The 23780-nt window shown below is 59.5% G+C and carries 23 protein-coding genes; 8 read left to right on the forward strand and 15 right to left on the reverse strand.

Features of this window, described 5'->3' with window-relative positions; genetic code table 11:
* Positions 1-36: 36 nt before the first annotated feature.
* The 10 genes from codA to WA411_RS00535 all read right to left on the reverse strand — a co-directional run bounded on the left by codA (position 37) and on the right by WA411_RS00535 (position 10178).
* Positions 37-1263, reverse strand: a complete 1227-nt coding sequence (gene codA / locus WA411_RS00490; RefSeq protein ID WP_291905630.1) for a cytosine deaminase — start codon at positions 1261-1263, stop codon at positions 37-39.
* Positions 1264-1315: 52 nt separating this feature from the next.
* On the reverse strand, positions 1316-2494 hold the full coding sequence (locus tag WA411_RS00495) for a benzoate/H(+) symporter BenE family transporter (RefSeq protein ID WP_291905628.1): 1179 nt from the start codon (positions 2492-2494) through the stop codon (positions 1316-1318).
* 118 nt (positions 2495-2612) lie between these two features.
* Complete coding sequence (locus WA411_RS00500; RefSeq protein ID WP_291905626.1) at positions 2613-3959, reverse strand: MFS transporter; 1347 nt, start codon at positions 3957-3959, stop codon at positions 2613-2615.
* Positions 3960-4018: 59 nt separating this feature from the next.
* Entirely contained in the window at positions 4019-4798 is a 780-nt protein-coding gene (gene benD / locus WA411_RS00505) for a benzoate diol dehydrogenase BenD (RefSeq protein ID WP_291905624.1), read from the reverse strand.
* Entirely contained in the window at positions 4795-5823 is a 1029-nt protein-coding gene (benC, locus tag WA411_RS00510) for a benzoate 1,2-dioxygenase electron transfer component BenC (protein ID WP_291905623.1), read from the reverse strand. The genes benD and benC overlap by 4 nt, the downstream gene beginning before the upstream one ends.
* A 20-nt stretch (positions 5824-5843) precedes the next feature.
* Positions 5844-6335 carry a benzoate 1,2-dioxygenase small subunit gene (benB, locus tag WA411_RS00515; RefSeq protein WP_291905620.1) on the reverse strand — a complete coding sequence of 164 codons (492 nt, stop codon included), beginning with the start codon at positions 6333-6335 and terminating at the stop codon, positions 5844-5846.
* The gene (locus WA411_RS00520) at positions 6332-7705 is read right to left on the reverse strand and encodes a Rieske 2Fe-2S domain-containing protein (protein WP_291905618.1); all 1374 of its coding nucleotides are present in this window, start codon (positions 7703-7705) and stop codon (positions 6332-6334) included. Before WA411_RS00520 ends, benB begins: the two co-directional genes overlap by 4 nt.
* A 12-nt stretch (positions 7706-7717) precedes the next feature.
* Positions 7718-8659, reverse strand: a complete 942-nt coding sequence (catA, locus tag WA411_RS00525; RefSeq protein WP_291905616.1) for a catechol 1,2-dioxygenase — start codon at positions 8657-8659, stop codon at positions 7718-7720.
* A gap of 71 nt (positions 8660-8730) precedes the next feature.
* Positions 8731-9021: a muconolactone Delta-isomerase gene (gene catC / locus WA411_RS00530; RefSeq protein WP_291905614.1), complete on the reverse strand. Its 291-nt coding sequence runs from the start codon at positions 9019-9021 to the stop codon at positions 8731-8733.
* A gap of 35 nt (positions 9022-9056) precedes the next feature.
* Entirely contained in the window at positions 9057-10178 is a 1122-nt protein-coding gene (locus WA411_RS00535; RefSeq protein ID WP_291905613.1) for a muconate/chloromuconate family cycloisomerase, read from the reverse strand.
* Between the two features lie 106 nt (positions 10179-10284).
* On the opposite strand from WA411_RS00535, the gene WA411_RS00540 reads away from it, so the two are divergent.
* Positions 10285-11187: a LysR family transcriptional regulator gene (locus tag WA411_RS00540; RefSeq protein ID WP_291905611.1), complete on the forward strand. Its 903-nt coding sequence runs from the start codon at positions 10285-10287 to the stop codon at positions 11185-11187.
* A 10-nt stretch (positions 11188-11197) separates the two neighbouring features.
* Here WA411_RS00540 and WA411_RS00545 read toward each other — a convergent pair whose 3' ends face one another.
* Positions 11198-11977 (reverse strand): IclR family transcriptional regulator domain-containing protein, encoded by a 780-nt coding sequence (locus WA411_RS00545; protein ID WP_291905610.1) that lies wholly within the window; start codon positions 11975-11977, stop codon positions 11198-11200.
* Between the two features lie 210 nt (positions 11978-12187).
* Here WA411_RS00545 and WA411_RS00550 point away from each other — a divergent pair, with 210 nt between their 5' ends.
* Genes WA411_RS00550 through WA411_RS00565 form a run of 4 tightly spaced genes read left to right on the forward strand, consistent with a single transcriptional unit; the run spans position 12188 to position 15795 of the window.
* Positions 12188-13003 (forward strand): CoA transferase subunit A, encoded by an 816-nt coding sequence (locus WA411_RS00550; protein WP_291905608.1) that lies wholly within the window; start codon positions 12188-12190, stop codon positions 13001-13003.
* Position 13004: 1 nt separating this feature from the next.
* Positions 13005-13781 (forward strand): CoA-transferase subunit beta, encoded by a 777-nt coding sequence (locus WA411_RS00555; RefSeq protein WP_291905606.1) that lies wholly within the window; start codon positions 13005-13007, stop codon positions 13779-13781.
* 8 nt (positions 13782-13789) lie between these two features.
* The gene (gene pcaF / locus WA411_RS00560; protein ID WP_291905604.1) at positions 13790-14992 is read left to right on the forward strand and encodes a 3-oxoadipyl-CoA thiolase; all 1203 of its coding nucleotides are present in this window, start codon (positions 13790-13792) and stop codon (positions 14990-14992) included.
* A 14-nt stretch (positions 14993-15006) separates the two neighbouring features.
* Positions 15007-15795, forward strand: a complete 789-nt coding sequence (locus tag WA411_RS00565; RefSeq protein ID WP_291905603.1) for an alpha/beta fold hydrolase — start codon at positions 15007-15009, stop codon at positions 15793-15795.
* A gap of 94 nt (positions 15796-15889) precedes the next feature.
* Here the strand turns inward: WA411_RS00565 and WA411_RS00570 are convergent, their stop codons facing one another.
* From WA411_RS00570 to WA411_RS00585, 4 genes are read right to left on the reverse strand one after another with little or no spacing between them, the layout of a single operon-like run.
* A complete protein-coding gene (locus WA411_RS00570) occupies positions 15890-17071 on the reverse strand; it encodes an acyl-CoA dehydrogenase (RefSeq protein WP_291905601.1) in 1182 nt (393 codons plus the stop codon).
* Between the two features lie 43 nt (positions 17072-17114).
* Positions 17115-18269, reverse strand: coding sequence for an acyl-CoA dehydrogenase family protein (locus WA411_RS00575; protein WP_291905600.1), 1155 nt, complete (start codon positions 18267-18269; stop codon positions 17115-17117).
* Between the two features lie 9 nt (positions 18270-18278).
* The gene (locus WA411_RS00580; RefSeq protein ID WP_291905599.1) at positions 18279-19475 is read right to left on the reverse strand and encodes an acyl-CoA dehydrogenase family protein; all 1197 of its coding nucleotides are present in this window, start codon (positions 19473-19475) and stop codon (positions 18279-18281) included.
* A gap of 23 nt (positions 19476-19498) precedes the next feature.
* The gene (locus WA411_RS00585) at positions 19499-20275 is read right to left on the reverse strand and encodes an enoyl-CoA hydratase (RefSeq protein ID WP_291905597.1); all 777 of its coding nucleotides are present in this window, start codon (positions 20273-20275) and stop codon (positions 19499-19501) included.
* A gap of 215 nt (positions 20276-20490) precedes the next feature.
* Between WA411_RS00585 and WA411_RS00590 the strand changes: the two genes are divergently transcribed.
* The 3 genes from WA411_RS00590 to WA411_RS00600 are packed head-to-tail and all read left to right on the forward strand — an operon-like array spanning position 20491 to position 23772.
* Positions 20491-22155, forward strand: coding sequence for an AMP-binding protein (locus tag WA411_RS00590; RefSeq protein ID WP_291905596.1), 1665 nt, complete (start codon positions 20491-20493; stop codon positions 22153-22155).
* A 35-nt stretch (positions 22156-22190) separates the two neighbouring features.
* Complete coding sequence (locus WA411_RS00595) at positions 22191-22958, forward strand: SDR family NAD(P)-dependent oxidoreductase (protein WP_291905594.1); 768 nt, start codon at positions 22191-22193, stop codon at positions 22956-22958.
* Positions 22959-22989: 31 nt separating this feature from the next.
* Positions 22990-23772 (forward strand): enoyl-CoA hydratase-related protein, encoded by a 783-nt coding sequence (locus WA411_RS00600; protein ID WP_291905591.1) that lies wholly within the window; start codon positions 22990-22992, stop codon positions 23770-23772.
* The last annotated feature ends 8 nt before the right edge of the window (positions 23773-23780 follow it).

Raw genomic sequence — 23780 nt, forward strand, 5'->3', positions numbered from 1 at the left:
AGTCTGGCCTGGCGGCCGATACCAGAACTCGAAGGGTTAAAGCCGCTTCACCAAAACCCGCCCATCACGTACCGACGCCAGCACAGGCAACTGCCCCACCAGAACCTCGTACGGCGACTGGCCATTCAACACAACACAACGAGCCGGAAGACCTTCCTCAATACCGTATTCTTCTAAATCCAGTGCCGCAGCACCATTGTCGGTAATCAGCTCCAGCGACCGGTCAATCCAGCCCATACCCAGCATGTGGCAGGCGTGCAGACCAACATCCAGGGTACGGAGCATGTTGCCATTGCCCAGCGGGTACCAGGGATCACGAATGGAATCCTGGCCGAAGGCTACCTTAAGTCCCGCATCCAACAGTTCCGGAACACGGGTCAGGCCACGACGTTTCGGGTAACCATCGAATCGCCCCTGCAGGTGCAGGCTTTCGGTAGGCATCGAAAGAAAACGCAGACCGGATTTTTTCAACAACCGGAACAGCCGACTGCAGTAATGATCGTTATAGGAGCCCATGGCACAGGTATGACTGGCAGTAACCCGGGAGCCATAATCCAACTTGAGTGCCTCGGCAGCGAGTACTTCCAGGAAGCGGGACTCGGGGTCATCGATCTCGTCGCAATGCACGTCCACCAGAAGATCATGCTTGTGGGCCAACGCCACCAGCCACTGGACCGATTCAACGCCGTAATCACGGGTGAATTCAAAGTGAGGAATGCCACCGACCACATCGGCGCCCAAACGCACCGCCTCCTCCATCAGTTCCTTGCCCTGCGGAAATGACCAGAGACCTTCCTGGGGAAAAGCGACAATCTGAAGATCTACGGTGTCAGCGGTTTGCTCACGCACCTCCAGCATGGCTTTCAGGCCCGTCAGCTTGGGGTCTGTGACGTCCACATGGGTGCGAACATGCTGAATTCCGTTATCGGCGAACAGCTTCAGCGTCTGCTCAGCCCGGCCAATCACATCATCATGAGTCAGGCTGGCTTTGCGCTCGGACCAGCATTCAATACCCTCAAACAGGGTACCGCTCTGGTTCCACCGGGGCTGACCCGCGGTCATGGCCGCATCAAGATGGATGTGTGGCTCAACGAACGGCGGTACAACCAGGTTACCGCCGGCATCCAGCTCGTTGTCTGAAGCTTTCTCCGGCGCTTCCTGAGCCGTGATTTCGCTGAATCGGTCTTCGGCAATTGCCAGTCGGTACAAACCTTCCCGCCCCTGCAACCGCGCATTTACAATCGCAGCCAAACTTTGATTCATAACATCTCCTTGCATGTATTCATGCTTATCATATTCTTCGTTTGGACTCCGTTTACCTGGGTTTAGCTGGGCCGGTTCGTGCGATTGCATGGCATCCGAAACCAATCACCACGCCCCAGAAGGCAGAGGACAACCCGAACAGCGACAGCCCGGAAGCCGTCACGATAAACGTAATCAGTGACGCCTCCCGCTGGCCCGCATCCTCGAGCGCCGCAAACAGATTATTGGCAATGGCCCCTAGCAGGGCCAGGCCGGCCAGGACTGCCACAAAGGCAGCAGGCAAGGAGGTAAAAAGCGCGACGATGGTGCCGGCAAACAGGCCACCGACCAGGTAAAACACGCCATTGAACACGCCGGCGACGTAACGTTTTGCGGGATCTTCATGGGCGTCCTTGCCGGTGCAGATCGCAGCGGTAATGGCGGCAACCACCGTTGTTATCCCGCCGAACAAGGCCATCGGAAGTGATACCAGACTGGAAATAGCGATCACCGGCTTGGCCTTCACCCGGTACCCGGCACCTTGCAGAATTGCCATGCCCGGCAGAAACTGCCCTGTCAGGCTGACCAGCACCAGAGGAATGGCGAGGCTCAGCGTAGAAGCCAGATTCCATTCGGGCATGATGAATTGGGGGATTGCCATGCTCAGCCGGACACCCGCCAGTGATGCATTCTCAAGCAAAACAGCCAGCACAATCCCGACAATCAAAAGCAGAACCAGCGTATATTTCGGCACCAGACGCCGAAACACTACGTAGGCCAACACCATGCCAATTGCAAGCGCCGGAGTGGACTCAATGGCCGTAAACGCCTCAACCCCAAACTGGAACAGAATCCCGGCCATCATCCCGGCCGCCACGCCTTTTGGGATAGCTCGTACAAACGCATCGAACGTGCCCGAGACCCCAATGAAAAAGATGAGAACAGCGGCTGTGATGTAAGCACCTACGGCCTCATTCAGGGAAAGTTCCGGAAACAGTGTGACCAGAAGCGCCGTGCCAGGGGCCGACCAGGCGGTTACAACGGGCGCCTTCAACCAGAGCGACAGCAGGATTCCGGACACCGCTGCGCCCATCGATATGGCCCAGACCCAGGACGTCATCATCTGGGTTGATATATCTGCCGCCGCGCCGGCCTGAAAGAAAATGGCCAAAGGTCCAGCGTACGAAACCAACACCGCCAGGAAACCGGCCGCAACGGCGGATAAGGACATGTCTCGGAAAAGCTGCGGCATGCTCAATTCCTTCTCATCTGATCTTCGGGAACGGAAAAAAGCCCCGGACACTCACGCGCCGGGGCAAACGAGGGGTTCGACTGACAGTCTCCCTCAGGGGTGCATCAACGCTCCACAATTAATTAGTCGGGGCAAGTACCATCTCCGGCTCCGACTGCACAGACTTCTCTCCAAATCTCCGGCCCACGAGAGCAATGGCGACGGTGGCAATGGCGCCCGGGATTGCCAACGCCAGGAAGTTCACTTGGTGAGGCAGTGCCAATGCCAGGAGAGTGCCACCCAACATGGGGCCAACAATGGCGCCGTTTCGACCGATCCCGGAAGCCCAGCCCAGCCCGGTCGACCGGATGCTGGTTGGGTAGTATTGGGCCACATAAGCGTACAGCAGAATCTGGGAACCAATGGTCGTGGCGCCGGCAATGCCCATCAGGGTATACAGGAACCACATTGGGTTTTCATAGCCCAGGGTGATCAGCGAACCCGAGCCCAGAATGAAAAAACTCACCAGAACCGAGCGCAGCGAGAACCGGTCGGCCAACCAGCCACCACCAACGGCCCCAACAATGGCGCCAATGTTCAGCACCATCAGGAACATCAGACTCGAATCCAGCGGATACCCCGCAGCGGACATTAGCTTCGGCAACCAGGAACCAAGTGCGTACACCATCAGCAGACAGTTGAAGAAAGCCACCCAGAACATCAGCGTACTCATGGCACGACCACCCCGGAACAATTCCAGCACGGGCGCCTTGCTCTCTGTGGTCGGCGGAACAATGAGAACGTCCTGCTCGTTAATGGCTTTGAACGGCGCCACCTCGCAAAGAACGTCCCGCGCCTCTCCCTCACGTTTCTGCGCCATAAGGAATGCCACCGACTCAGGCAGGTATTTGATCATCAGGGGCAGAAGCAACATCGGCACAATGGCGAGATAGAACATGATCTCCCAGCCGAAATTGGGCACGATCCAGATACCCAGGCCTGCCGACATCATGCCGCCCACGGCGTAGCCGCTGAACATGAGCGCCACGAGCGTGCTGCGTTTACGGGCAGGCGAATACTCGCTCATCAGCGACACCACGTTGGGCATCACACCGCCGATTCCAAGGCCGGCAATAAATCGGAGGATACCGAACTGCCAGGCGTTGGTGGCAAAGCCGTTGATGACGGTGGTCAGACTGAACAGGACCACACACATTAGTATGACTTTCTTGCGGCCCCACTTGTCTGAAAGCATGCCAAAGCCCATGGCACCGAACATCATGCCGAACAAGGCACTGCTGCCCAGCAAACCGGCCACGTATGGATTGAGGTTCCACTGGTCCATCAGCAGCGGCAGCACCACGCCATAAATCACCAGGTCATAACCGTCAAAAATGATGATCAGGGTGCACCAGAAGAGCACCTTCCAGTGGAACTTGTTGAATGCTGCGTTATCGATAACGTCGTTGACGTCTATGTTTCTCATTGGTCTGTTTCTCCGAGTGCTGTTGTTTTTGTCGAGAGTTCCGATGAAACGTTTCTTTGTTAACCGCAGTCGCCGCCGGCTACCGGAAGGATGGTTCCGGTCATATAGCTGGCCGCATCCGAGGCCAGGAACAAGATCGGTTCTGCTTGTTCATCCAGGGTTCCGTAGCGGTGCATGAAACTGCTGGTATTGGTCTGGTCAATCAGGGTTTGGTACCAGGCTCTCTCCTGTTCACCCTGCTCTTCGCTGTTACGCGGAGTCAGCCGCGGGGGCGCTTCAGTGCCACCTGGCGCTGTGGCGTTCACCCGAATACCGTGTTCGGCATACTCAAAGGCCATGTTCACGGTCATGGCGTTGACCCCGCCCTTGGCAGCGCCATAGGGCACTCGCATCAGGCCCCGGGTCGCAACCGAAGACACATTCACGATGGCACCGCCCTTCTGCTCCACCATGTAGGGCAGAACCGCGCGGCAGCACCACAGGGTCGGGAACAGGGACCGCTGGATTTCCTTCTGGATCTGTTCCGGCTGGTAGTGCTCGAACGGCTGGGCCCAGATGGTGCCACCGACGTTGTTGATCAGGATGTCGATGCGGCCATACTGGTCATGGGCTTTGGCCATCACCAATTCCGCGCCTTCCCAGGTTTCCAGGTTGGCCTGCACGGCCAGGGCTTCAGCACCCTGGTCGCGCAGCTCGGCAGCAACGCCCTGCACGTAGTCCGCTATGTCCACCAGGACCAGTCGGGCACCTTCAGCGGCGGCCAGCTCAGCCACCCGCCGGCCAATGCCCTGTACCGCACCAGTGACGACCATCGCCTTATTGGTGAAACGCGGGGTCATGCCACCTTCTCCTCAGCGGCGGGAACGCTCGGGGTGAACTTCTCGTAGTGGAACGAGTTGGGCTCGATGCCCTGTTCGCGGAAGTAGCCCAGTACCGCGTCCACCATGGGAGGCGGACCACACAGGTAGACGTCGACATCGCCTTCATTCAGCGGAGCCTCATCCATGTGCTGGGTCACATACCCTTTGCGCGGATGGGTGCTCTCTTCGCCGGCTACCACGGTGATGTAGCTGAAGTTATCCAGCTCCTCGGCAAACCGATCCAGGATATCGAGGCACACCAGATCTTCATCATTGGTCACGCCATAGATGAGATGCGTCGGCAGATCACAACCGTTGGCCTTCATGTGCTCAAGCTTGGCCAGGAAAGGCGCGAGGCCAGTGCCGCCCGCCAACATGAGTACCGGGCGCTCGATCGGTCGCAGGTAGAAACTGCCCATGGGACCGGTCAGGGTGACCTTGTCGCCAGTGCGGGCCTTGCCTACCAGCCAGGAACTCATCAACCCGCCCGGCACATTGCGGATCAGGAAACTCAGGTCCCGACTGCCAGGCTTGGAGCTGAATGAATAGGCCCGCGTCTGGTCGGTGCCCGGCACCTGGATGTTCACGTACTGCCCGGGCAGGAAGGCGATGTCATCTTCCGCCGTGATCTTGAGTTCGATCGAGGTGGGCGAAATCAGGTTTACCTCGGCCACCGTACCGGTCACTTCAGCGTTACCGGTCTTGCACATGGTGGACGCAACCGGCACCTCCACCACGCAGTCGCTGGAGGGCACCATCTGACAGGTCAGAACCATGCCTTGTTCGGCTTCCTCGTCTGACAGTGCCTCGTCGATATACTCGTCCCCCATGTCAAACTCGCCCTGTCGGCAAGCGCCCTTGCAGGTGCCACAGACACCGTCGGAACAGTCCATGGGAAGATTGATCTGCGCACGGTAGGCGGCATCCAGAACCGTTTCACCCTCATTACAGGACACAAAACGGGTAACGCCGTCTTCAAAATTAAGTGCAATGTTATAGCTCATGATGATGCTCTCCCCATCAATTACAGGTGGTAAATATCAATCACCTGATTGATGTAATCGTTTTTCAGAACCACCTTCTTTTCGGTGATCAGCGGCTGCTCGCCACTGCAGTCCAGGGTGTAGAAAGACACGCCGAAGAAGGACTGGGTCTTGTGGTACCGGTGGCTGTTGGTCTGCCAGTTGAACCGCAGCTTCACGGTGTCACCGCTCCGCTCCAGGATTTCCAGGTTGCTGGTCAGGTGCACGGTGCGCGGCTCCGGAATGGAGCTGGCGCCGGAACGCTCGGTCTTGAGCCGGTAGACCCGGTCTTCCAGGCCGTTACGATTCGGGTAGTAGATCAACGAGATCTCGGTCTGGGGATCTTCGGTCAGCTCGTCGTTGTCATCCCACGCCGGCATCCAGTAGGTGACGTCCTCGTGGTAGCACGTGAGCCATTCGTCCCACTCCCGGTCGTCCAGCAAACGGGCTTCCCGGTAGATAAACGCCTGGATCTGCTCGAAAGACATACTCATTTGGAAGCCTCCTCGGTCAGAGAAATGAAACGCGCACGCTCGGTCTCGACAGCCTTGGTCATCTCTTCCACCCAATGCTGGTGGTGGGTCACGTACAGACCTTCGTCCTCCGGCTTGGCGCCGCTGAGAATCGGCTTCATATCGATGCGCTTGGCCCAGTCATCCGCACCTTCGATCCAGTGCTGGGCGCCACGGCTCATGTCGTTCCACTTCACGCCCTTGGCGTAGTAGCCCTCCTGACAGCCCCGGAATTCTTCCAGGTCGTCGGGGGTGCCCATGCCGGAGACGTTGAAGAAGTCTTCATACTGGCGGATGCGCTTGGCGCGGTTCTCGGCCGATTCACCCTTGGGTGCCCAGCAGTAGATGGTGATCTCGGTCTTGTTGACGTCGATCGGGCGCAGCACCCGGATCTGGGTGGAGAACTGGTCCATCAGGTACACGTTCGGATACAGGCACAGATTCTTGGTGGTGCGGACGATAAAGTCGGCCTGCGCCTCACCCACTTCCTGTTCCAGGCGCTCCAGCTGGTTGTATACCGGGCGCACTTCCGGGTTGGTCAGGCGGGTCCACAGCATCATGTGACCGTTCTCGAAGGAGTAGAAACCACCCTCGTTGGACCAGCTCTTGGCGTCTACTGCCTCGGTGCCGCCCTTCTCGTAGTTACGCTGGCCCATGGTGGACAGGTAGTTCCAGTGCACGGTGCTGACGTGGTAGCCGTCGGCGCCGTTCTCGGCGGTCAGCTTCCAGTTACCTTCATAGGTATAGGTGGACGCGCCGCGCAGGATCTCCAGACCCTCGGGAGCCTGGTCTACGATGGCGTCGATGACCTTGGTGGTCTCGCCCAGGTAATCTTCCAGCGGCAGAACGTCGGAGTTGAGGCTGCCGAACAGGAAGCCACGATAGTTCTCGAACTTCGGCAGCTGCTTCAGATCGTGGGAACCATCGACATTGAAGCTGTCCGGGTAACCGCCCTTCTTCTGGTCCTTCGCCTTCAGCAGCTTACCGTCGTTCTTGAAGGTCCAGCCGTGGAACGGGCAGGTAAACGACGTTTTGTTGCCGCGCTTCTTGCGGCACAGTGTGGCACCCCGGTGGGTACAGGTGTTCAGAATCGCCTTGAGCTCGCCATCCTTGGTCCGGGTGATGATGACCGGCTGACGACCCACCATAGTGGTGTAGTAGTCGCCCGGGTTCTCGATCTGGCTCTCGTGGGCCAGGAAAATCCAGTTGCCTTCGAAGATGTGTTTCATCTCCAGCTCAAACAGTTCTTCGTCGGTGAAGATGCTGCGGTCACAGCGGTAGTGGCCGGTTTTCGGGTCGGCTTCCACCGCCCCGCGAATCTGCTTTTCAAGCCTGTCGAGTTGACGAGTCATGATGAATCCTCCTTACGCGGCTTCGCCTTCGAGAGCACGCTTGCGCTCATGGCGGGTTTGCAGCTCGGATTTGTCGGTGGACACCAGCTGAATGTTGAACTCCACCTCGGTGAACGGCTTGTTCAGACCGAACTGCTCGGCTTTGGTCGGATCCTCGATGCGGTTGGCTTCAACCACCAGCTCTTCACGGGTGGCGAAGGCGAAGTCATCGTAGGTGTACTCGTCACCAGCCAGGTTGATCTGGGTAGTCAGGTGCTTGTAGCCCGGCCTGGAGATAAAGAAGTGGATGTGCGCCGGGCGGTTACCATGACGACCCAATTGGTTCAGCAGGGCCTGGGTGGAACCTTCGGGGGGGCAGCCATAACCGGACGGAATGATGGAACGCGCGGTATAGCGGCCGTTTTCGTCAGTCTTGATGCGACGGCGCAGGTTGTACTCGCTCTGGGACTGATCAAAGTAGGAGTAGGCACCCTTGGTGTCTGCATGCCATACATCAACCACGGCGTTAGCGATCGGCTCGCCGTTCTCGTCGGTGACCTGGCCGGTCAGGATCATGGTCTCGGCGTTTTCGTCGGAGCCATCGTCCATGCGGGCAAAGCCTTCGCTCAGCGGTGCGCCAGCCACGTACAGCGGGCCTTCGATGGTGCGCGGAGTACCACCGTTGAGGCCGGCCTGCTCGTCTTCGGCGTCCATCCGGATGTCCAGGTACTTGTCCATACCCAGGCCCGGGGCCAGCAGGGCGGCTTCGCCATTGGCGCCCAGATCGCCCACGTAGTAGACGGCCTGCCAGAACTCTTCGGGGGTAACGTCGAAGTCTTCAACGAGTTGAAAAATATCGTGCATCAGGCGGTGAACAATTTTCTTCACACGCTCGTTGCCACCTTCCTGGTTGAAGCCGGCAACTTTCTCCAGCAGGTCCTTCACTTCCGCAGTTTGCATGGTCTTGACGGTCATTGTTGGTCTCCTCGGTGCGTTCTTGTTGTTGCTCAATTCAGCTCATCAGTTGGCAACGGTGTATTGATTTCTTAACGGTCGTCTTCGTGAATCGAGGACGGATGCCGGCACAGTGGCGCGACAGAGATATCCATGTAGGGAAAAAGGGGCAGGTTGCTGATCAGGTCCTGCAGCTCGGCGTTGTCTTCCACATCAAAGATGCTGACGTTGGCGTAGCTGCCGGCCACCCGCCACAGGTGGCGCCACTTGCCCTGCTTCTGCAGGTCCTGGGCGTAGGCTTTCTCCCGCGCCTTGATGTCCGCGGCCACTTCCGCGGGCATGTCGTGGGGGATATTTACCTTCATCTCGACTTTGAACAGCATGTGCTTTCCTCCGTTTTTCGGAATGTCCCGGCGCCTCAGGCTTTCCGGCGGTAGTGGTTGAGTTTGTCTTCATCAATCTCGACACCCAGGCCCGGGCCCTGCGGCAAGTCGACACCGTTGCTGTGGAAATTGAGTGGATTGACGACAATGTCGTCTTTCATCAGAAGGGGGCCGAACATCTCGGTGCCCCAATTCAGGGTCTCAAGAGTGGACCAGGCATGTAGTGCAGCGGCTGTGCCGATGGTGCCTTCGAGCAAGGTACCGCCGTACAACCCAATACCTGCGGCCTGAGCCACCGCTGCCTGCTCCAGCACCCGGGCTGGGCCTCCTGCCTTGGCAATCTTCATGGCGACCGCACCGGCGAAACCGGCAGCGGCCAGGTTGTACATATCCTTGGCATCCGCCACGGCCTCATCGGCCAGGATCGGCAGATGGAATTTATCGGACAGGCGCACCAGCGCAGCGTGGTCTTTCATCGGAGTCGGCTGTTCAACCAGATCGATACCGGCAGCCTGCAGCTCCGCTATACCCCTGGCGGCAGTGGCTTCGTCCCAGGCCTGGTTCACATCCACACGGACACTGGCGCTGTCACCCACGGCTGCCTTGATTGCGGCGACGTGGCGAACATCGTCCATCACCGGGCGGGAACCGATCTTGAGCTTGAAATCGCAGTGACGGCGCGTTTCGATCAGCCCCAGGGCCTCTTTGATGTCCTTGTCGGTATCGCCACTTGCCAGGGTCCAGAGCACCGGAAGGTGCTGGTGAATGGCACCGCCAAGCAGGTCCGAGACCGGACGGTTCAGGCGCTTGCCCTGCAGATCCAGCAGTGCAGTCTCGATGGCAGATTTGGCCAGGTTGTTACCGCGGGTTGAGCGGTTTAGCATTACCCTCAGGGTATTGATGTTGTCTGCGGGCTGGTTAATCAGTTGCGGTTTGAAATAGGTTTCAATGGTAAGCTTTACGCTTTCGGGGCTCTCCGGGCCGTAGGCCAGACCGCCGATCGTGGTCGCCTCGCCGAGGCCTTCAAGGCCGTCGGAGTCTTTCATCCGCACGATCACCATGCTCTGAACCCCCATGGTTGTCATGGAAAGCTTGTGAGGACGGATGGTCGGGATGTCGACCAGGATCGCTTCAATGGACTGAATGGTGGCGGACATGTGCTCTCCGAATCGCAAGTTAAAAATCCTGTGATTCGAACAGTACGAAGTTTCACCAATGTGAACCAATATTGATTAAGTAACAACCGATACCCTGGAGGTATGGATGGAGCTGCGACACTTGCGGTACTTCGTTGCCGTGGCAGAAGCGGGCAACCTGACCCGGGCGGCAGAAAAACTGTTTATTGCGCAACCGCCCCTGACCAGAGCGATTAAACAGCTGGAAGAAGAGATCGGCGTCGAGTTGTTTATCCGCAAACCCAGGGGGCTGGATCTGACCACCGGCGGTGACTACTTTCTGGAACAGGCCCGGCAGATTCTGGACAAGGTTGGCGCCACGGTTGAGGACACCCGACGTATCGCCCAGCACCGGAAAACCATTTTCTCAATTGGCTTCGTTCCGTCCGTGTTCTACGGGCAATTACCTTTGATGGTGCGTCGGCTGCGGCAGAACAAGAATCTCGAAATTGTTCTGCACGAGCTGAAAACCCGTGAGCAAGTGGAGGCGCTCAAGTCGGGCAAGATCGATATTGGCTTCGGTCGACTGAGAATTGAAGATCCGGATGTCGAGCAGGAAAACCTGTTTGACGAGCCGATTATTGCGGCCTTGCCGGCAGGCCATCCACTGAGTCGTCACCCACCGTCCATGAAAGAGCTCTCGGAATGGCCGATGGTCACCTTCCCTTCCGGCCCCGGCCCGAACTTTGCGGACATCACCCAGGGTCTGTTTCACCGTCGCGGCCTGAAGATCCATGTCAGCCAGCAGGTCAACGACCTTCAGACCGCGCTGTCTCTGGTGGCTTCGGACATGGGCTTTACCCTGGTACCAGAACAGGTTCGAAAGTTGAACCGTGAGGGTGTGGAATACATGCCTCTGGAAGACAACAACATCACCACACCGGTGATCGCCTCTCGGCGGCGGGGCGAGAACCCGAATGCGGTTATGCGCCTGGCCAATACCATTCTGGGAGAACTGGTGGAAAACCGGCTGACAGGGCGCTACCCGTAATAGGACACGCTTAACGTGTCGTCTTCCTTACGGCCTCAGCGGCTTCCTGCAGCCTGGGCAGGTAGACTTTCATTAACGTTTCCATATCCACTCGCGCAGCGTTCGTGCTGATATTGATCGCGCCAAGCAGTTCACCATTGCCGGCAAACACCGGCACAGCCACAGAACGCAATCCCGAATCCAGCTCCTGATCGACAATGGAATAGCCCTGCTCCCGCGCCTGGTCGATCGCGTTGCGCAACGCATCCTTGTCGGTCACCGAGGAATCGGTGAATCGCTCCAACCGCACCCGCTCCAGGAATGCTGTGAGCTCCTCTTTCGATAACTGCGCCAGCAACACCCGCCCCATAGAAGTGTAAGCCGCAGGCAGACGCGTGCCCACCGAAAGCGTGATAGCCATCAGACGATGCCGGGCTGCCGATCGCACCACGTAAACCACCTCATCACCATCCAGAACGGCCAGCGAGGAAGACTCTCCAAGCTCGGCGGTAATATCTTCCAGATACTGCTGAATGACTGCCCGATACTGGTTCGAAGCCTGATAAGCGTAGCCCAGCTGCAAAACCCTGGGGGTCAGCTCAAACTGGCGACCCAGACGCTTCACGAATCCCAATGCATGCAAGGTAAGAAGAAATCGCCGCGCCTTGGCTCTGTCCATCTCGGTCCTGGCGGCCACTTCACTCAGGGTCATGCGCGGATGTTCACCATCAAACGCCTGCAGAACCTCCAGGCCCGACGCCAAAGCACCCACGTAATCCCGGTCTCCCGGCTTAAGAATCTGTTCGTCCATTCCGGCTCCTTTAGCCCCCTTATTCAGACCATCGCATATCAGTACTGGCGCATGGTAGCAGCTGGTTCGCTCTCCGAACATCCGTGCATTTTTGCCAACTGGTGAAAATTTGTACTTGACGACACAAAACCAATCGCGCCATTATGTTCGCATATTAAACATATGTTCGGATATCGAACTTTTCAACCGAAACACGATGGAGACACTGCGATGGCTGAATTCCTCTCCCTCCAGGAAGCGGTGAGCAAACACATCAACAACGGTGATACCGTGGCGATGGAAGGCTTTACCCACCTGATCCCGTTCGCTGCGGGCCATGAAATCATCCGCCAGGAAAAGCGCGACCTGACCCTGATCCGGATGACCCCGGATCTGGTGTATGACCAGATGATCGGTGCCGGCTGCGCGAAGAAACTGATCTTTTCCTGGGGCGGCAACCCCGGCGTCGGCTCCCTGCATCGTCTGCGGGATGCCGTTGAGAAAGGCTGGCCTAACAAACTGGAAATTCTGGAGCACAGCCACGCCGCTATGGCCAATGCCTATGAGGCCGGCGCCGCCGGCCTTCCGCTGGCAGTGCTTCGCGGCTACGTGGGCAGCGACCTGCCCAAAGTCAACGACCAGATCAAGTTCATCGAATGCCCGTTTACCGGCGAAAAACTGGCGGCGGTTCCGTCCATTCGCCCGGATGTGGCGGTAATACACGCCCAGAGGGCTGACCGCAAAGGCAACGTACTGGTTGAAGGCATTGTCGGCATTCAGAAAGAAGTAGTGCTGGCCGCCAAACGGAGCATTGTCACTGTTGAGGAAATAGTGGACGACCTGGGCGCCTCAGCGAACGCCTGCGTACTGCCGTCCTGGGCGGTGACCGCGATTGCCGAAGCTCCGAAAGGTGCCAAACCCTCCTACGCCCTGGGCTATTACGACCGTGACAACTCCTTCTACAAGGACTGGGACGGCATCGCCCGCGACCGCGACACCTTCCAGGCGTGGCTGAAAGACAACGTATTCGAGAAAGGAGCAGCGTGAGATGAGCCTTGAATTTACTTCCTCGGAGATGATGAGCGTCACCGCCGCCCGGGCGCTGACCAACGAGATGACCTGCTTTGTGGGTATCGGCCTGCCCAGTGAGGCGGCTAACCTGGCGCGTCTGACCCACGCTCCGGATGTGACCCTGATCTACGAATCCGGCACCTTGCAGACCAAGCCGGACGTGCTGCCCCTGTCCATCGGCGACGGCGAGCTGTGCGAATCGGCCCTGACCACGGTTTCCGTACCCGAGATGTTCCGGTACTGGCTGCAAGGCGGCCACATCAGCGTCGGCTTCCTGGGTACCGCCCAGATCGACCGTTTCGCCAACCTGAACACCACCCTGATCGGCGATTACCGCGAACCAAAGGTTCGTCTGCCCGGTGGCGGTGGCGCCCCGGAAATTGCCACTAACGCGAAGGAAGTGTTCATTACCGTGAAGCACTCCAAGCGCACCTTCGTGAAGGACGTGGACTTCGTGACCACCGTTGGCTTCGGCCGTGATGGCAAGGCCCGGGACAACGTCCCGAACATCGGCCGCGGCCCCACGGTGGTTATCACCGACCTGTGTATCCTCAAGCCGGATTCGGAAACCAAGGAGCTGGTGGTCACCTCCCTGCACCCGAATGTGACCCGGGAAGACGTGATCGAGGCCACCGGCTGGGACATCCGCTTCGCGGACCAGCTGGAAACGACCCAGGCGCCAACTGCCGAAGAACTGGAAGTGCTACGGGACCTGAAAGCCCGCACCAATGCCCACCATTCCGGTCAACAGTGAGGCTCACCATGACTGACGTATTTCTCTGCCATCCCCGCCGTTCGGCCATTGGCCGCTTCGGCGGCACCCTTGCCAGTGTGCGCCCGGATGACCTGGCGGCACATATCTTCAGGGCCGTACTTGAGCAGGCCCCGGATCTGGACCCGGCGGCCATCGACGAGGTCATGATGGGCAGCGCCAACCAGGCGGGTGAAGACAACCGCAACGTGGCTCGCATGTCCGCGTTGCTGGCCGGTTTGCCCACGTCCGTGCCCGGTACCACCCTCAACCGGCTGTGCGGATCCGGCATGGACGCCGTGGGCACTGCCTTCCGCGCCATCCGCGCCGGTGAAATGGATCTGGTCCTGGCCGGCGGCGTGGAGTCTATGTCCCGTGCCCCGTACGTCATGGGCAAGGCGGACAGCGCCTTCTCCCGGGGCCAGAAGATTGAGGACACCACCATCGGCTGGCGCTTCGTGAACCCGCTGATGAAAAAGCAGTACGGCATCGACTCCATGCCAGAAACAGCGGAGAACGTCGCCGAACAGTTCAATATTTCCCGGCAAGATCAGGATCTTTTCGCCTTCCGTTCCCAGCAGAAAACCGCCCGGGCACAGCAGGAAGGTGTATTTGCCGAGGAAATCGTGCCAGTCGCCATCCCGCGCCGGAAGCAGGACCCGCTGGTGTTCGACACCGACGAGCATCCCCGCAGCACTACCCTGGAAAAGCTTGCCTCCCTGCCCACGCCCTTCCGTGACAATGGCTGTGTGACCGCGGGCAATGCCTCCGGCGTCAACGACGGCGCCGCCGCGATGCTGGTGGCCAGCGAAGCGGCAGTGACACAGCAGGGCCTCAAGCCCATGGCGAAAATCCTGGGCATGGCCACCGCCGGTGTCGAACCCCGCATTATGGGCATCGGCCCGGTACCAGCGGTTCAGAAGCTGCTGGAAAAGCAAAACATCAGCATCGAGGACATCGACGTGATCGAGCTGAATGAAGCCTTCGCCGCCCAGGGCCTGGCGGTTCTGCGTGAACTGGGCATCGCCGATGACGATCCCCGGGTGAACCCTAACGGCGGTGCCATCGCCCTTGGCCACCCGTTGGGCATGTCCGGTGCCCGCCTGCTGATGACGGCCGCCCACCAGCTACAACGCACCGGCGGCCGGTATGCCCTGTGCACCATGTGTGTGGGTGTGGGTCAGGGTATTGCTACACTGATTGAACGGGTCTGACCGAAGGAGCTTCCATGTCATTTCTGAACCATAACGGCCGAACCATCTGCTACCGCCTGCTCGGTGATAGCGAGAAGCCCCTGATGGTACTGGCCCACCCGCTAGGCATGACCCAGGGTGTCTGGGACGACATGCTGCCGGCCCTGCTGGGCAAATTTCGGGTACTGACCTGGGACCTCCCCGGCCACGGCGCCAGCAGCGCCTGGCCGGAGGACGCCGGGGAAATCACCCCGGATGATCTGGCCCGGGAAGCGCTGACCCTCGCCCAGGCGGTCGGAGCCCAGGCCTTCCACTTTACCGGTACGTCTATCGGCGGAGTGATCGGCCAGCAGCTGCTTGCCGAACACAGCGACAGACTCATTTCGGCCACGCTGACCAACACCGGCGCCATCATCGGCACCGCGGAAGCGTGGAATCTGCGTGCCGCCAACGTTCGCGCCAAGGGTCTTGCCGCCATGGCCGGGGAGATCGTACCGCGCTGGTTCGGTCGGGCGGCCTGCAAGGAACAACCCGCCCTGCTCGAAGGCTGGAAAGTGATCATGGGGCGCGGTGACGACAATAGCTATGCGCAGCTGTGCGAGATGCTGGGCAAGGCGGATTTTCGCGATAAACTCCACGGCCGCGATGTGCCGTTACTGCTGATCGGCGGCGCCGAGGACCTGGCCACACCGCCGGAGTCACTGAAAGCCCTTGCGCAATTCAGCAGCTCTCCCGATCCGGTGATTCTGGAGGATATCGGTCACGTCCCGTCGGTGGAAAGCCCGCATGCGTTCGCGGATCTGCTTCTCAAGCACCTGAGCTGACGATTGCGGACGTGCAAATAGAAAAAGGGGCCAACCATCAGTTTGGCCCCTTTTTGTTTTTACAGCTCAGTAGCGTTCAACCCACGCAAACCCGTCAGAAGAAGGCCTGAATTCCCGTCTGAGCCCGGCCAAGAATCAGGGCATGGACATCGTGGGTACCCTCGTAGGTATTCACTACTTCCAGATTGACCAGGTGGCGAGCCACCCCGAATTCATCACTGATGCCGTTACCCCCGAGCATATCCCTGGCCAGGCGGGCAACATCCAGAGCTTTGCCACAGGAATTGCGCTTCATGATGGATGTGATCTCAACAGCGGCTGTACCGTCGTCCTTCATTCGTCCAAGCCGCAGGCAACCTTGAAGAGCCAGTGTGATGTCGGTCTGCATGTCCGCCAGCTTCTTCTGGATTAGCTGGTTGGCCGCCAGCGGCCGGCCAAACTGTTTGCGGTCAAGGACATACTGGCGGGCCGTGTGCCAGCAATCTTCGGCGGCCCCGAGCGCCCCCCAGGAAATGCCGTAACGAGCCGAGTTCAGGCAGGTGAATGGTCCCTTGAGGCCCCGTACCTCGGGAAACGCGTTTTCTTCCGGCACAAACACCCCATCCATCACGATCTCACCGGTGATCGAGGCACGCAGGCCCACCTTGCCGTGAATGGCCGGGGCACTCAGGCCTTCCCAGCCCTTCTCCAGAACAAAGCCGCGAATCTGGCCGTCGTCGTCCTTGGCCCAGACCACGAATACATCGGCGATCGGGCTGTTGGTGATCCACATCTTGCTGCCGGTCAGGCGGTAGCCGCCGTCCACCTTGCGCGCCCGGGTCGCCATGCTGCCGGGATCAGAGCCGTGATCCGGCTCGGTCAGGCCGAAGCAGCCGATCCACTCGCCGGAGGCCAGTTTCGGCAGGTACTTCTGGCGGGTCTCCTCGTTACCGAATTCGTAGATGGGAACCATCACCAGGGACGACTGCACGCTCATCATGGAGCGGTAGCCGGAATCCACCCGCTCCACTTCCCGGGCAATCAGGCCATAGCACACGTAGTTCAGGCCACTGCCGCCGTATTGCTCGGGAATGGTACAACCCAGCAGACCGGTCTCACCCATTTCCCGGAAAACCGCCGGATCGGTCTGTTCGTTACGGAAGGCTTCCAGCACCCGGGGGCGGAGTTTGCTTTCGGCAAACTGGCGGGCACTGTCGCGCACCATGCGCTCTTCTTCGGTCAGCTGCTGGTGCAGCAACAGCGGGTCTTCCCAATTGAAACTTGCTTGGTTGGCCATGTCGTTTGTCTCCGTTTGTGGATCTTGTCTTGTTGGTTGGCTTTCAGGCCACCTGCCGTGATGACTGCCGTGGTAATTCCATCAGAGCCGAATACTGTCCGAGGTGGAAATCGTCATCCCCGAACTGATGGGTGAGCATCACCAGGCGCTTGGCGTGGTGCGCCAGTGAATATTCCCAGGTCATGCCGATGCCTCCGTGCAACTGTATGGATTGCTCCGCAATCAGCTCCGACGCCCGGGCGACGACAAATTTGGCGGCTGCCAGCCGGCGGCTCCGCTCGCTCGAATCCGGGTCGTCCGCCACGCATGCCGCCAGAATGGTCATGGAGCGGGCCAGCTCCAGCTCTCCACGCATTTCCGCCATCCGATGCTGCAGGGCCTGGAAACGGCCAATCGGCGAGCCGAACTGCTGGCGGGTTTTCAGGTACTCCAGAGTCAGGCGGAAGGCCTCTTCCATACTGCCCAGCGCCTCGGCACACTGCGCCGCCAAAGCCCGGCCGCGCTGGTAGGCCAGTACCGGCCCTGCCTTGCCCACAGGGCCGATCAGGGAATCCGCCTCAACGTAGACGTCGGAGAGCTCCAGATCACAAGCCCTGGGGCCGTCAATGCAGGGGTAGCCGGTGCGAGAGACACCCTCCGCTGCCGGATCCAGTAAAAATAGGCTGACCCCGTCTCCCTCATTCATCCGGGCGGTTACCAGAATGGTGTGGGCAATCTCGCCCCCGATAACCACTCGTTTGTGGCCACTCAGACGCCAGCCCCGCTCACAGGGAATGGCGGCGCATTCGCTGGCCTCCGAATGGGAGTGGGTGCCCGACTCTTCGTCCGCCACCGCCAGCAACTGTTCGCCTGATGCCACCGACGGCAGGATATTATGTCGCTGCTCCACGGAGCCAAGCTGCTGGATCAGGCCGGCCGCGTATACCTGGGAGTGCAGGTAGGGTTCGAGGCACAGGCCACGCCCAAGTTCCTTCATCACCAGCATGTTCTCGACGCCGGTGCCGCCAAAACCTTCGTAGTCAGTCGCAATCGGTACGGAGGTGATGCCGAGCTCCGATAACTGCCGCCAGAACTCGGGACTGTACCCTTGGGGACTCTGGTAAAAAGCCTCTCTCTGCTCAAAGCCATAGGTGTTTCGGACCAGACGCTCAACGGTGTCCGCCAGCATCTGCTGTTCTTCATTCAATTCAAAATTCATGGCGCCCTCCTACAGCTCCAGAACCTGCTTGGCGATGACGTTCTTCTGAATTTCGTTGGACCCGCCGTAGATCGACAATTTCCGCAGATTAAAATACTGGCTCGCCGGGGAGGCACTGTAATCCCGGTACAGCGGCTCGCCCTCAAAATCCGGTTCGAGTTCGGGCTCCAGGAACGGCAGTGCATTGGGTCCGAGCGCCTTGCGCATGAGACCACTGATCGCCTGCCGGATTTCAGAGCCCTGGATCTTCAGCAACGAACTCTCAGCGCCCGGTACGCCGCCGTCGCGGGTGGCGGCCAGAATCCGTAGGGTGCTCATCTCCACCGCCATCAGGCGCATTTCCACCTCGGCAATACGGGCGCGGAACAGCGGATCGTCAATCAGTGGCCGTCCGGCCACGGTCTCGGCGCTGGCAATGTCTTTCAGGTGGGCCAGAGCCGCCTTGGAGAGTCCGATGCCGGCCTGCCCGGTGCGTTCGTAAGTGAGCAGGTACTTGGCACAGGTCCAGCCCCTGTTCTCCTCGCCCACCAGGTTTTCCACCGGCACCCGGACGTTGTCGAAAAACACTTCGTTGACCTCGTGCTCACCATCCAGGGTGATGATCGGTCGCACGGTAATGCCAGGCGTATCCATGTCGATCAGCAGGAAGGAAATGCCCTCCTGCTTCTTGGCTGCGGAATCGGTGCGGACCAGACAGAAAATCCGGTTGGCATGCTGGCCGAGGGTGGTCCAGGTCTTCTGACCGTTAACCACATAATAGTTACCATCGCGCTCGGCCCGTGTTTTCAGGGAAGCCAGATCCGAACCGGCTCCGGGCTCGGAATAGCCCTGGCACCACCAGTCCTCGCTGCGCAGAATCCGTGGGAGGTAGTAATCCTTCTGGGCCTGGGTGCCAAACCTGATGATGACCGGCGCTACCATATTCACGCCGAAGGCGACTAACCTGGGCGCTCCGGCAGCGGCACACTCCTCGTCAAAGATGTGCTTCTGCACCACGGACCAGCCGGTGCCGCCATATTCCACCGGCCAGTTAACGGCATACCAGCCCTGCTTGTTGAGGATCTTCTGCCAGCGCTGGTGGTCCTCTTTCGAGAGTCGACGGCCCAAACGGACTTTCTCGGCAATATCAGCCGGCAGATTCTGTTCGAGAAATGCCCGTACCTCACTGCGGAAAGCCTGCTCTTCGGGGGTGAAATGAATATCCATAGTCGCTCCTGAGCTTTTGAAGGTTACCGGTGCTTCCACTCGGGCTGACGTTTTTCGAGAAAGGCTGTCATACCCTCGTTGCGATCCTCACTGGCAAAACTGGACCACAGCAGACGGCGCTCGTATTCCACCCCGGCGCGCAGTGAGGTCTCGAAGGCCTGGTTCACGGCCTCCTTATTGATCATGGTGGCCATCAGAGAGTAACTGGCGATTTCGTTTGCCACGGCCAGCGCCTCCTCCAGCAGCCGCTCTGCCGGCACTACCCGACTCACCAGGCCACTGCGTTCGGCCTCCTCCGCATCCATCATTCGCCCGGTCAGGCACAGATCCATGGTCTTGGCCTTGCCGATGGCCCGGGCCAGACGCTGGGTGCCCCCGGCACCGGGCAGGGTGCCAATCTTCACCTCCGGCTGTCCGAAGCGGGCGTTATCGGCCGCTATCAGCAGATCGCACATCATCGCCAGCTCACAGCCGCCACCAAGTGCCAAACCAGCCACTGCCGCTATCACAGGTTTGCGGCAGCGAGTCACGGTTTCCCAGTTCGCCGAGATGAAGCGCTCACGGTAGGCCCGGGAGAAATCCTGGGCATGGACTTCGGAAATGTCCGCACCGGCCGCAAACGCCTTGTCATTGCCGGTGATGACAATGGCACGGATGGCGTTATCCGCTTCGAAGGTTTCCAGAGCCGACGTCAGTTCGTTCATCAGTTCATTGTTCAGCGCATTGTGCACCTTCGGACGGTTGAGCCGGATGAGGGCCACAGCCTCGCACTTTTCAAGCAATATGTTGCTGTAGTTCATAACCATCTCCACTAAGAGGCGATTTCTTATAATTAGCCTAATAAAGCTCTTTTATTGAGCCCTCCGATTTAAAAAAGACTACACCCGAATATTTTTTAAGGCAACATGTTGACATATTATTTTGAGAAGGCGTATCTTGAAACTGACAAGGTAATGACCCGCTTTTTAGGTCAGACCTCCCAACAACAACAAACCGGACACAACAGGTGAATCAGATGGATACAGGCATCACTCTCAATCCGGAACGCCGCGCCGCCATGGTCGAGATTGGCGCATGGAACAACAAGCTCATTACCGACTATCTGGACCAGGCCGTGGCCAGCACCCCGGACCGGGAAGCCATCGTCGGTTACCAGGTCACCGGTGACACCCGCACCGCTCTCACCTATCGGGAACTCAATAACAAGGTCACCCGTATGGCAGCGGGCCTGGCGGCCATGGGCATCGGCAAAGGCGATGTCGTGGCCTGCCAGTTGCCGAACTGGTGGCAGACCACAGCTCTGCACCTGGCCTGCATGCGCATCGGCGCCATCCTCAACCCGATGATGCCTATTTTCCGGGAGCGGGAACTGCGTTTCATGCTAAAGCACGGCGAAGCAAAACTGCTGGTGATTCCCAAGGTCTTCCGGGGCTTCGATTACGAAGCCATGATCGACGGTATCCGTGCCGAACTGCCCAACCTTGAAACCCTGCTGGTGATCGGCGGAGAGGGCGAACGCAGCTTTGAACAGCGCCTTGTAGAAACTGCCTGGGAAGAAAAGCAGGACACCCGGGCCCTGTTTGCCGAGCGCCAGCTCACCGCCGACGACGCCATCCAGATCCTCTACACCTCCGGTACCACCGGCGAGCCCAAAGGCGTCATGCACACCTCCAACACCCTGTTCTCCAACGTGCGGCCCTATGCCGACCGGCTGCACCTGAGCCCGGATGACAAGGTGCTGATGGCCTCACCGGTGGCCCATCAGACCGGCTTCATGTACGGCATCATGATGCCGGTTTACCTTGGCACCACCGCCATCCTCCAGGACATCTGGGACGCGGACTACGTGTGCAGGGTGATTGCCGCCGAGAAACCGGCCTTCACCATGGCCGCCACACCTTTCCTGGCCGACCTGGTCAAGACCGCGCCCAAGCACGAGGGCGAACTGGATTCGCTGCGCATCTTCGTTTCCGCCGGCGCCCCCATCCCCAGCGCTGTGGTCGAGCAGGCCGGCAAGGTGCTGAAAGCCAAAATTGTCTCAGCCTGGGGCATGACTGAAAACGGCGCGGTCACCATGACCTGCCCGGAAGATCCGGCCGAGCGGGCCAGCCAGTCCGACGGCAAGGCCCTGCCCTGGATGGAAGTGAAAGTCACCGACTTCCAGGGTAACGAGTTACCGGCCGGAGAAGAGGGCAGCCTGCTGGTTCGCGGCTCCAGCCTGTTTATCGGTTACCTGAAGCGCCCGGAACTCTATGGCGTGGACGAGGACGGCTGGTTCAACACCGGTGACCTCGCCCGCATGGACAAGGACGGTTACATCCGCATCACCGGTCGCACCAAAGACGTGGTTATCCGGGGCGGCGAGAACATCCCGGTGGTGGAGGTAGAGAACCTGCTCTACAAGTACCCGGGCATCGTCGATGTTGCCCTGGTGGGCTGCCCCGACGAACGCCTGGGTGAGCGCCTGTGTGCCTACGTGACCCTGGACGAGAACGCCACCGACCTGACCCTGGACCAGGTCAAGGCCTACCTGACCGAACAGCAACTGTCCAAAAACTACCTGCCGGAATACCTGGAAGTGATTGAGGCCATGCCTCGCACCGCCTCCGGCAAGATCCAGAAATTCAAGCTGCGCGAACAGGCCAAAGAGGTTCGCCTGGAACCGGCAAGGCGCGGTTGATCCCATTGATTGAACAACAACAGGAGCAAGTCCACATGAGAGGCCTTAATGGAAAAACAGTCATCGTGACCGGCGGCGGGGGCGGCATCGGCCGCGCCGTGTGCCAGCGCTTTGCCGGGGAAGGCAGCCTGGTGGCCGTACTGGACCGTGACGAAAACGCGGCCCAGGCCACGGTAGACCTGATTACCGAGGCAGGCGGCGAGGCCAAGGCCTACGCCGCAGACATCACCGATTATGCCGCGATCACTGAGACCGTGGCTGCGATGGAAAGCGATCTGGGTGTGCCCACGGTGCTGGTGAACAACGCCGGTTTCGACCGCTTCATGCCGTTCCTCAAGACCGAACCGAAACTGTGGGACCAGCTGATCGCAGTGAACCTCACCGGCGCCCTGAACATGCACCACGTGGTGCTGCCGAAAATGGTGGCCGCCGGTGGCGGCAAGGTCATCAATGTGGCTTCCGATGCCGCCCGGGTCGGTTCCTCCGGCGAGTCCGTCTACGCCGCCTGCAAGGCCGGGCTGGTGGGCTTCAGCAAGACGGTGGCCCGGGAACTGGCCACCAAGAACGTGTGCCTGAACGTGGTCTGCCCCGGTCCGACCGACACCGCCCTGCTCAAGGGTGTCGCAGAATCCGCACCCAACCCGGAAAAGCTGCTGGAAGCCTTCCGCAACGCCGTGCCCATGAAACGACTGGCCCAGCCGGACGATTACCCCGGCATCATCGCCCTGCTCGCCAGTGACGACGCCAACTTCATCACCGGCCAGGTGATCAGCGTGTCCGGCGGCCTGACCATGGCCGGCTAACGCCCACTTTCAAGAACACGGAGAACACACCATGACTTACGAAGACATCCTGTACGACGAAACCGACGGCGTCGCCACCATCACCATCAACCGTCCGGACCGCTACAACGCGTTCCGCGGCCAGACTTGTATGGAACTGATCGACGCCTTCCACCGCGCCGGCTGGAACAAGGACATCGGCGTGATAGTGTTCACCGGCGCCGGCGAGAAAGCCTTCTGCACCGGTGGCGATCAGAGCGCCCACGAGGGCCAGTACGACGGTCGCGGCCTGATCGGCCTGCCGGTGGAAGAACTGCAACGCCTGATCCGGGAGGTCCCCAAGCCGGTGATTGCCCGGGTCAACGGCTTCGCCATCGGCGGCGGCCACGTGCTGCACGTGATCTGTGACCTGAGCATCGCCTCGGAAACCGCCATTTTCGGTCAGGTTGGCCCCAAGGTCGGCTCCGTCGATCCCGGTTTCGGGACCGCCTATCTGGCGCGGGTTGTGGGCGAGAAACGGGCCCGGGAAATCTGGTATCTGTGCCGCAAGTACAGCGCACAACAGGCTCTGGACTGGGGCCTGGTAAACGCCGTGGTACCCCCGGAGCAGCTGGACGAGGAAGTGCGCAAGTGGTGTGACGAGATCCTCGAGAAGAGTCCGACCGCCATTTCCATCGCCAAGCGCTCGTTCAACGCCGACAGCGACAACATCGCCGGCATCGGTGCCCTCGGCATGCAGGCCCTGAGCCTGTACTACGACACCGACGAGTCCAAAGAGGGCGTCAACGCCTTCAAGGAAAAGCGCAAGCCGGAATTCCGCAAGTACTACAAGTAACGGCTCGA

It is taken from the genome of Marinobacter sp. CH_CUG1437-1, from assembly GCF_037029655.1.
Taxonomy (GTDB): domain Bacteria; phylum Pseudomonadota; class Gammaproteobacteria; order Pseudomonadales; family Oleiphilaceae; genus Marinobacter; species Marinobacter salsuginis.

What these genes read in the sequence shown, in the direction of transcription:
- codA (WP_291905630.1), bottom strand. Translation starts at nt 1,263, where the DNA reads ATGAATCAAAGTTTGGCTGCGATTGTAAATGCGCGGTTGCAGGGGCGG.
- WA411_RS00495 (WP_291905628.1), bottom strand. Translation starts at nt 2,494, where the DNA reads ATGCCGCAGCTTTTCCGAGACATGTCCTTATCCGCCGTTGCGGCCGGT.
- WA411_RS00500 (WP_291905626.1), bottom strand. Translation starts at nt 3,959, where the DNA reads ATGAGAAACATAGACGTCAACGACGTTATCGATAACGCAGCATTCAAC.
- benD (WP_291905624.1), bottom strand. Translation starts at nt 4,798, where the DNA reads ATGACCCCGCGTTTCACCAATAAGGCGATGGTCGTCACTGGTGCGGTA.
- benC (WP_291905623.1), bottom strand. Translation starts at nt 5,823, where the DNA reads ATGAGCTATAACATTGCACTTAATTTTGAAGACGGCGTTACCCGTTTT.
- benB (WP_291905620.1), bottom strand. Translation starts at nt 6,335, where the DNA reads ATGAGTATGTCTTTCGAGCAGATCCAGGCGTTTATCTACCGGGAAGCC.
- WA411_RS00520 (WP_291905618.1), bottom strand. Translation starts at nt 7,705, where the DNA reads ATGACTCGTCAACTCGACAGGCTTGAAAAGCAGATTCGCGGGGCGGTG.
- catA (WP_291905616.1), bottom strand. Translation starts at nt 8,659, where the DNA reads ATGACCGTCAAGACCATGCAAACTGCGGAAGTGAAGGACCTGCTGGAG.
- catC (WP_291905614.1), bottom strand. Translation starts at nt 9,021, where the DNA reads ATGCTGTTCAAAGTCGAGATGAAGGTAAATATCCCCCACGACATGCCC.
- WA411_RS00535 (WP_291905613.1), bottom strand. Translation starts at nt 10,178, where the DNA reads ATGTCCGCCACCATTCAGTCCATTGAAGCGATCCTGGTCGACATCCCG.
- WA411_RS00540 (WP_291905611.1), top strand. Translation starts at nt 10,285, where the DNA reads ATGGAGCTGCGACACTTGCGGTACTTCGTTGCCGTGGCAGAAGCGGGC.
- WA411_RS00545 (WP_291905610.1), bottom strand. Translation starts at nt 11,977, where the DNA reads ATGGACGAACAGATTCTTAAGCCGGGAGACCGGGATTACGTGGGTGCT.
- WA411_RS00550 (WP_291905608.1), top strand. Translation starts at nt 12,188, where the DNA reads ATGGCTGAATTCCTCTCCCTCCAGGAAGCGGTGAGCAAACACATCAAC.
- WA411_RS00555 (WP_291905606.1), top strand. Translation starts at nt 13,005, where the DNA reads ATGAGCCTTGAATTTACTTCCTCGGAGATGATGAGCGTCACCGCCGCC.
- pcaF (WP_291905604.1), top strand. Translation starts at nt 13,790, where the DNA reads ATGACTGACGTATTTCTCTGCCATCCCCGCCGTTCGGCCATTGGCCGC.
- WA411_RS00565 (WP_291905603.1), top strand. Translation starts at nt 15,007, where the DNA reads ATGTCATTTCTGAACCATAACGGCCGAACCATCTGCTACCGCCTGCTC.
- WA411_RS00570 (WP_291905601.1), bottom strand. Translation starts at nt 17,071, where the DNA reads ATGGCCAACCAAGCAAGTTTCAATTGGGAAGACCCGCTGTTGCTGCAC.
- WA411_RS00575 (WP_291905600.1), bottom strand. Translation starts at nt 18,269, where the DNA reads ATGAATTTTGAATTGAATGAAGAACAGCAGATGCTGGCGGACACCGTT.
- WA411_RS00580 (WP_291905599.1), bottom strand. Translation starts at nt 19,475, where the DNA reads ATGGATATTCATTTCACCCCCGAAGAGCAGGCTTTCCGCAGTGAGGTA.
- WA411_RS00585 (WP_291905597.1), bottom strand. Translation starts at nt 20,275, where the DNA reads ATGAACTACAGCAACATATTGCTTGAAAAGTGCGAGGCTGTGGCCCTC.
- WA411_RS00590 (WP_291905596.1), top strand. Translation starts at nt 20,491, where the DNA reads ATGGATACAGGCATCACTCTCAATCCGGAACGCCGCGCCGCCATGGTC.
- WA411_RS00595 (WP_291905594.1), top strand. Translation starts at nt 22,191, where the DNA reads ATGAGAGGCCTTAATGGAAAAACAGTCATCGTGACCGGCGGCGGGGGC.
- WA411_RS00600 (WP_291905591.1), top strand. Translation starts at nt 22,990, where the DNA reads ATGACTTACGAAGACATCCTGTACGACGAAACCGACGGCGTCGCCACC.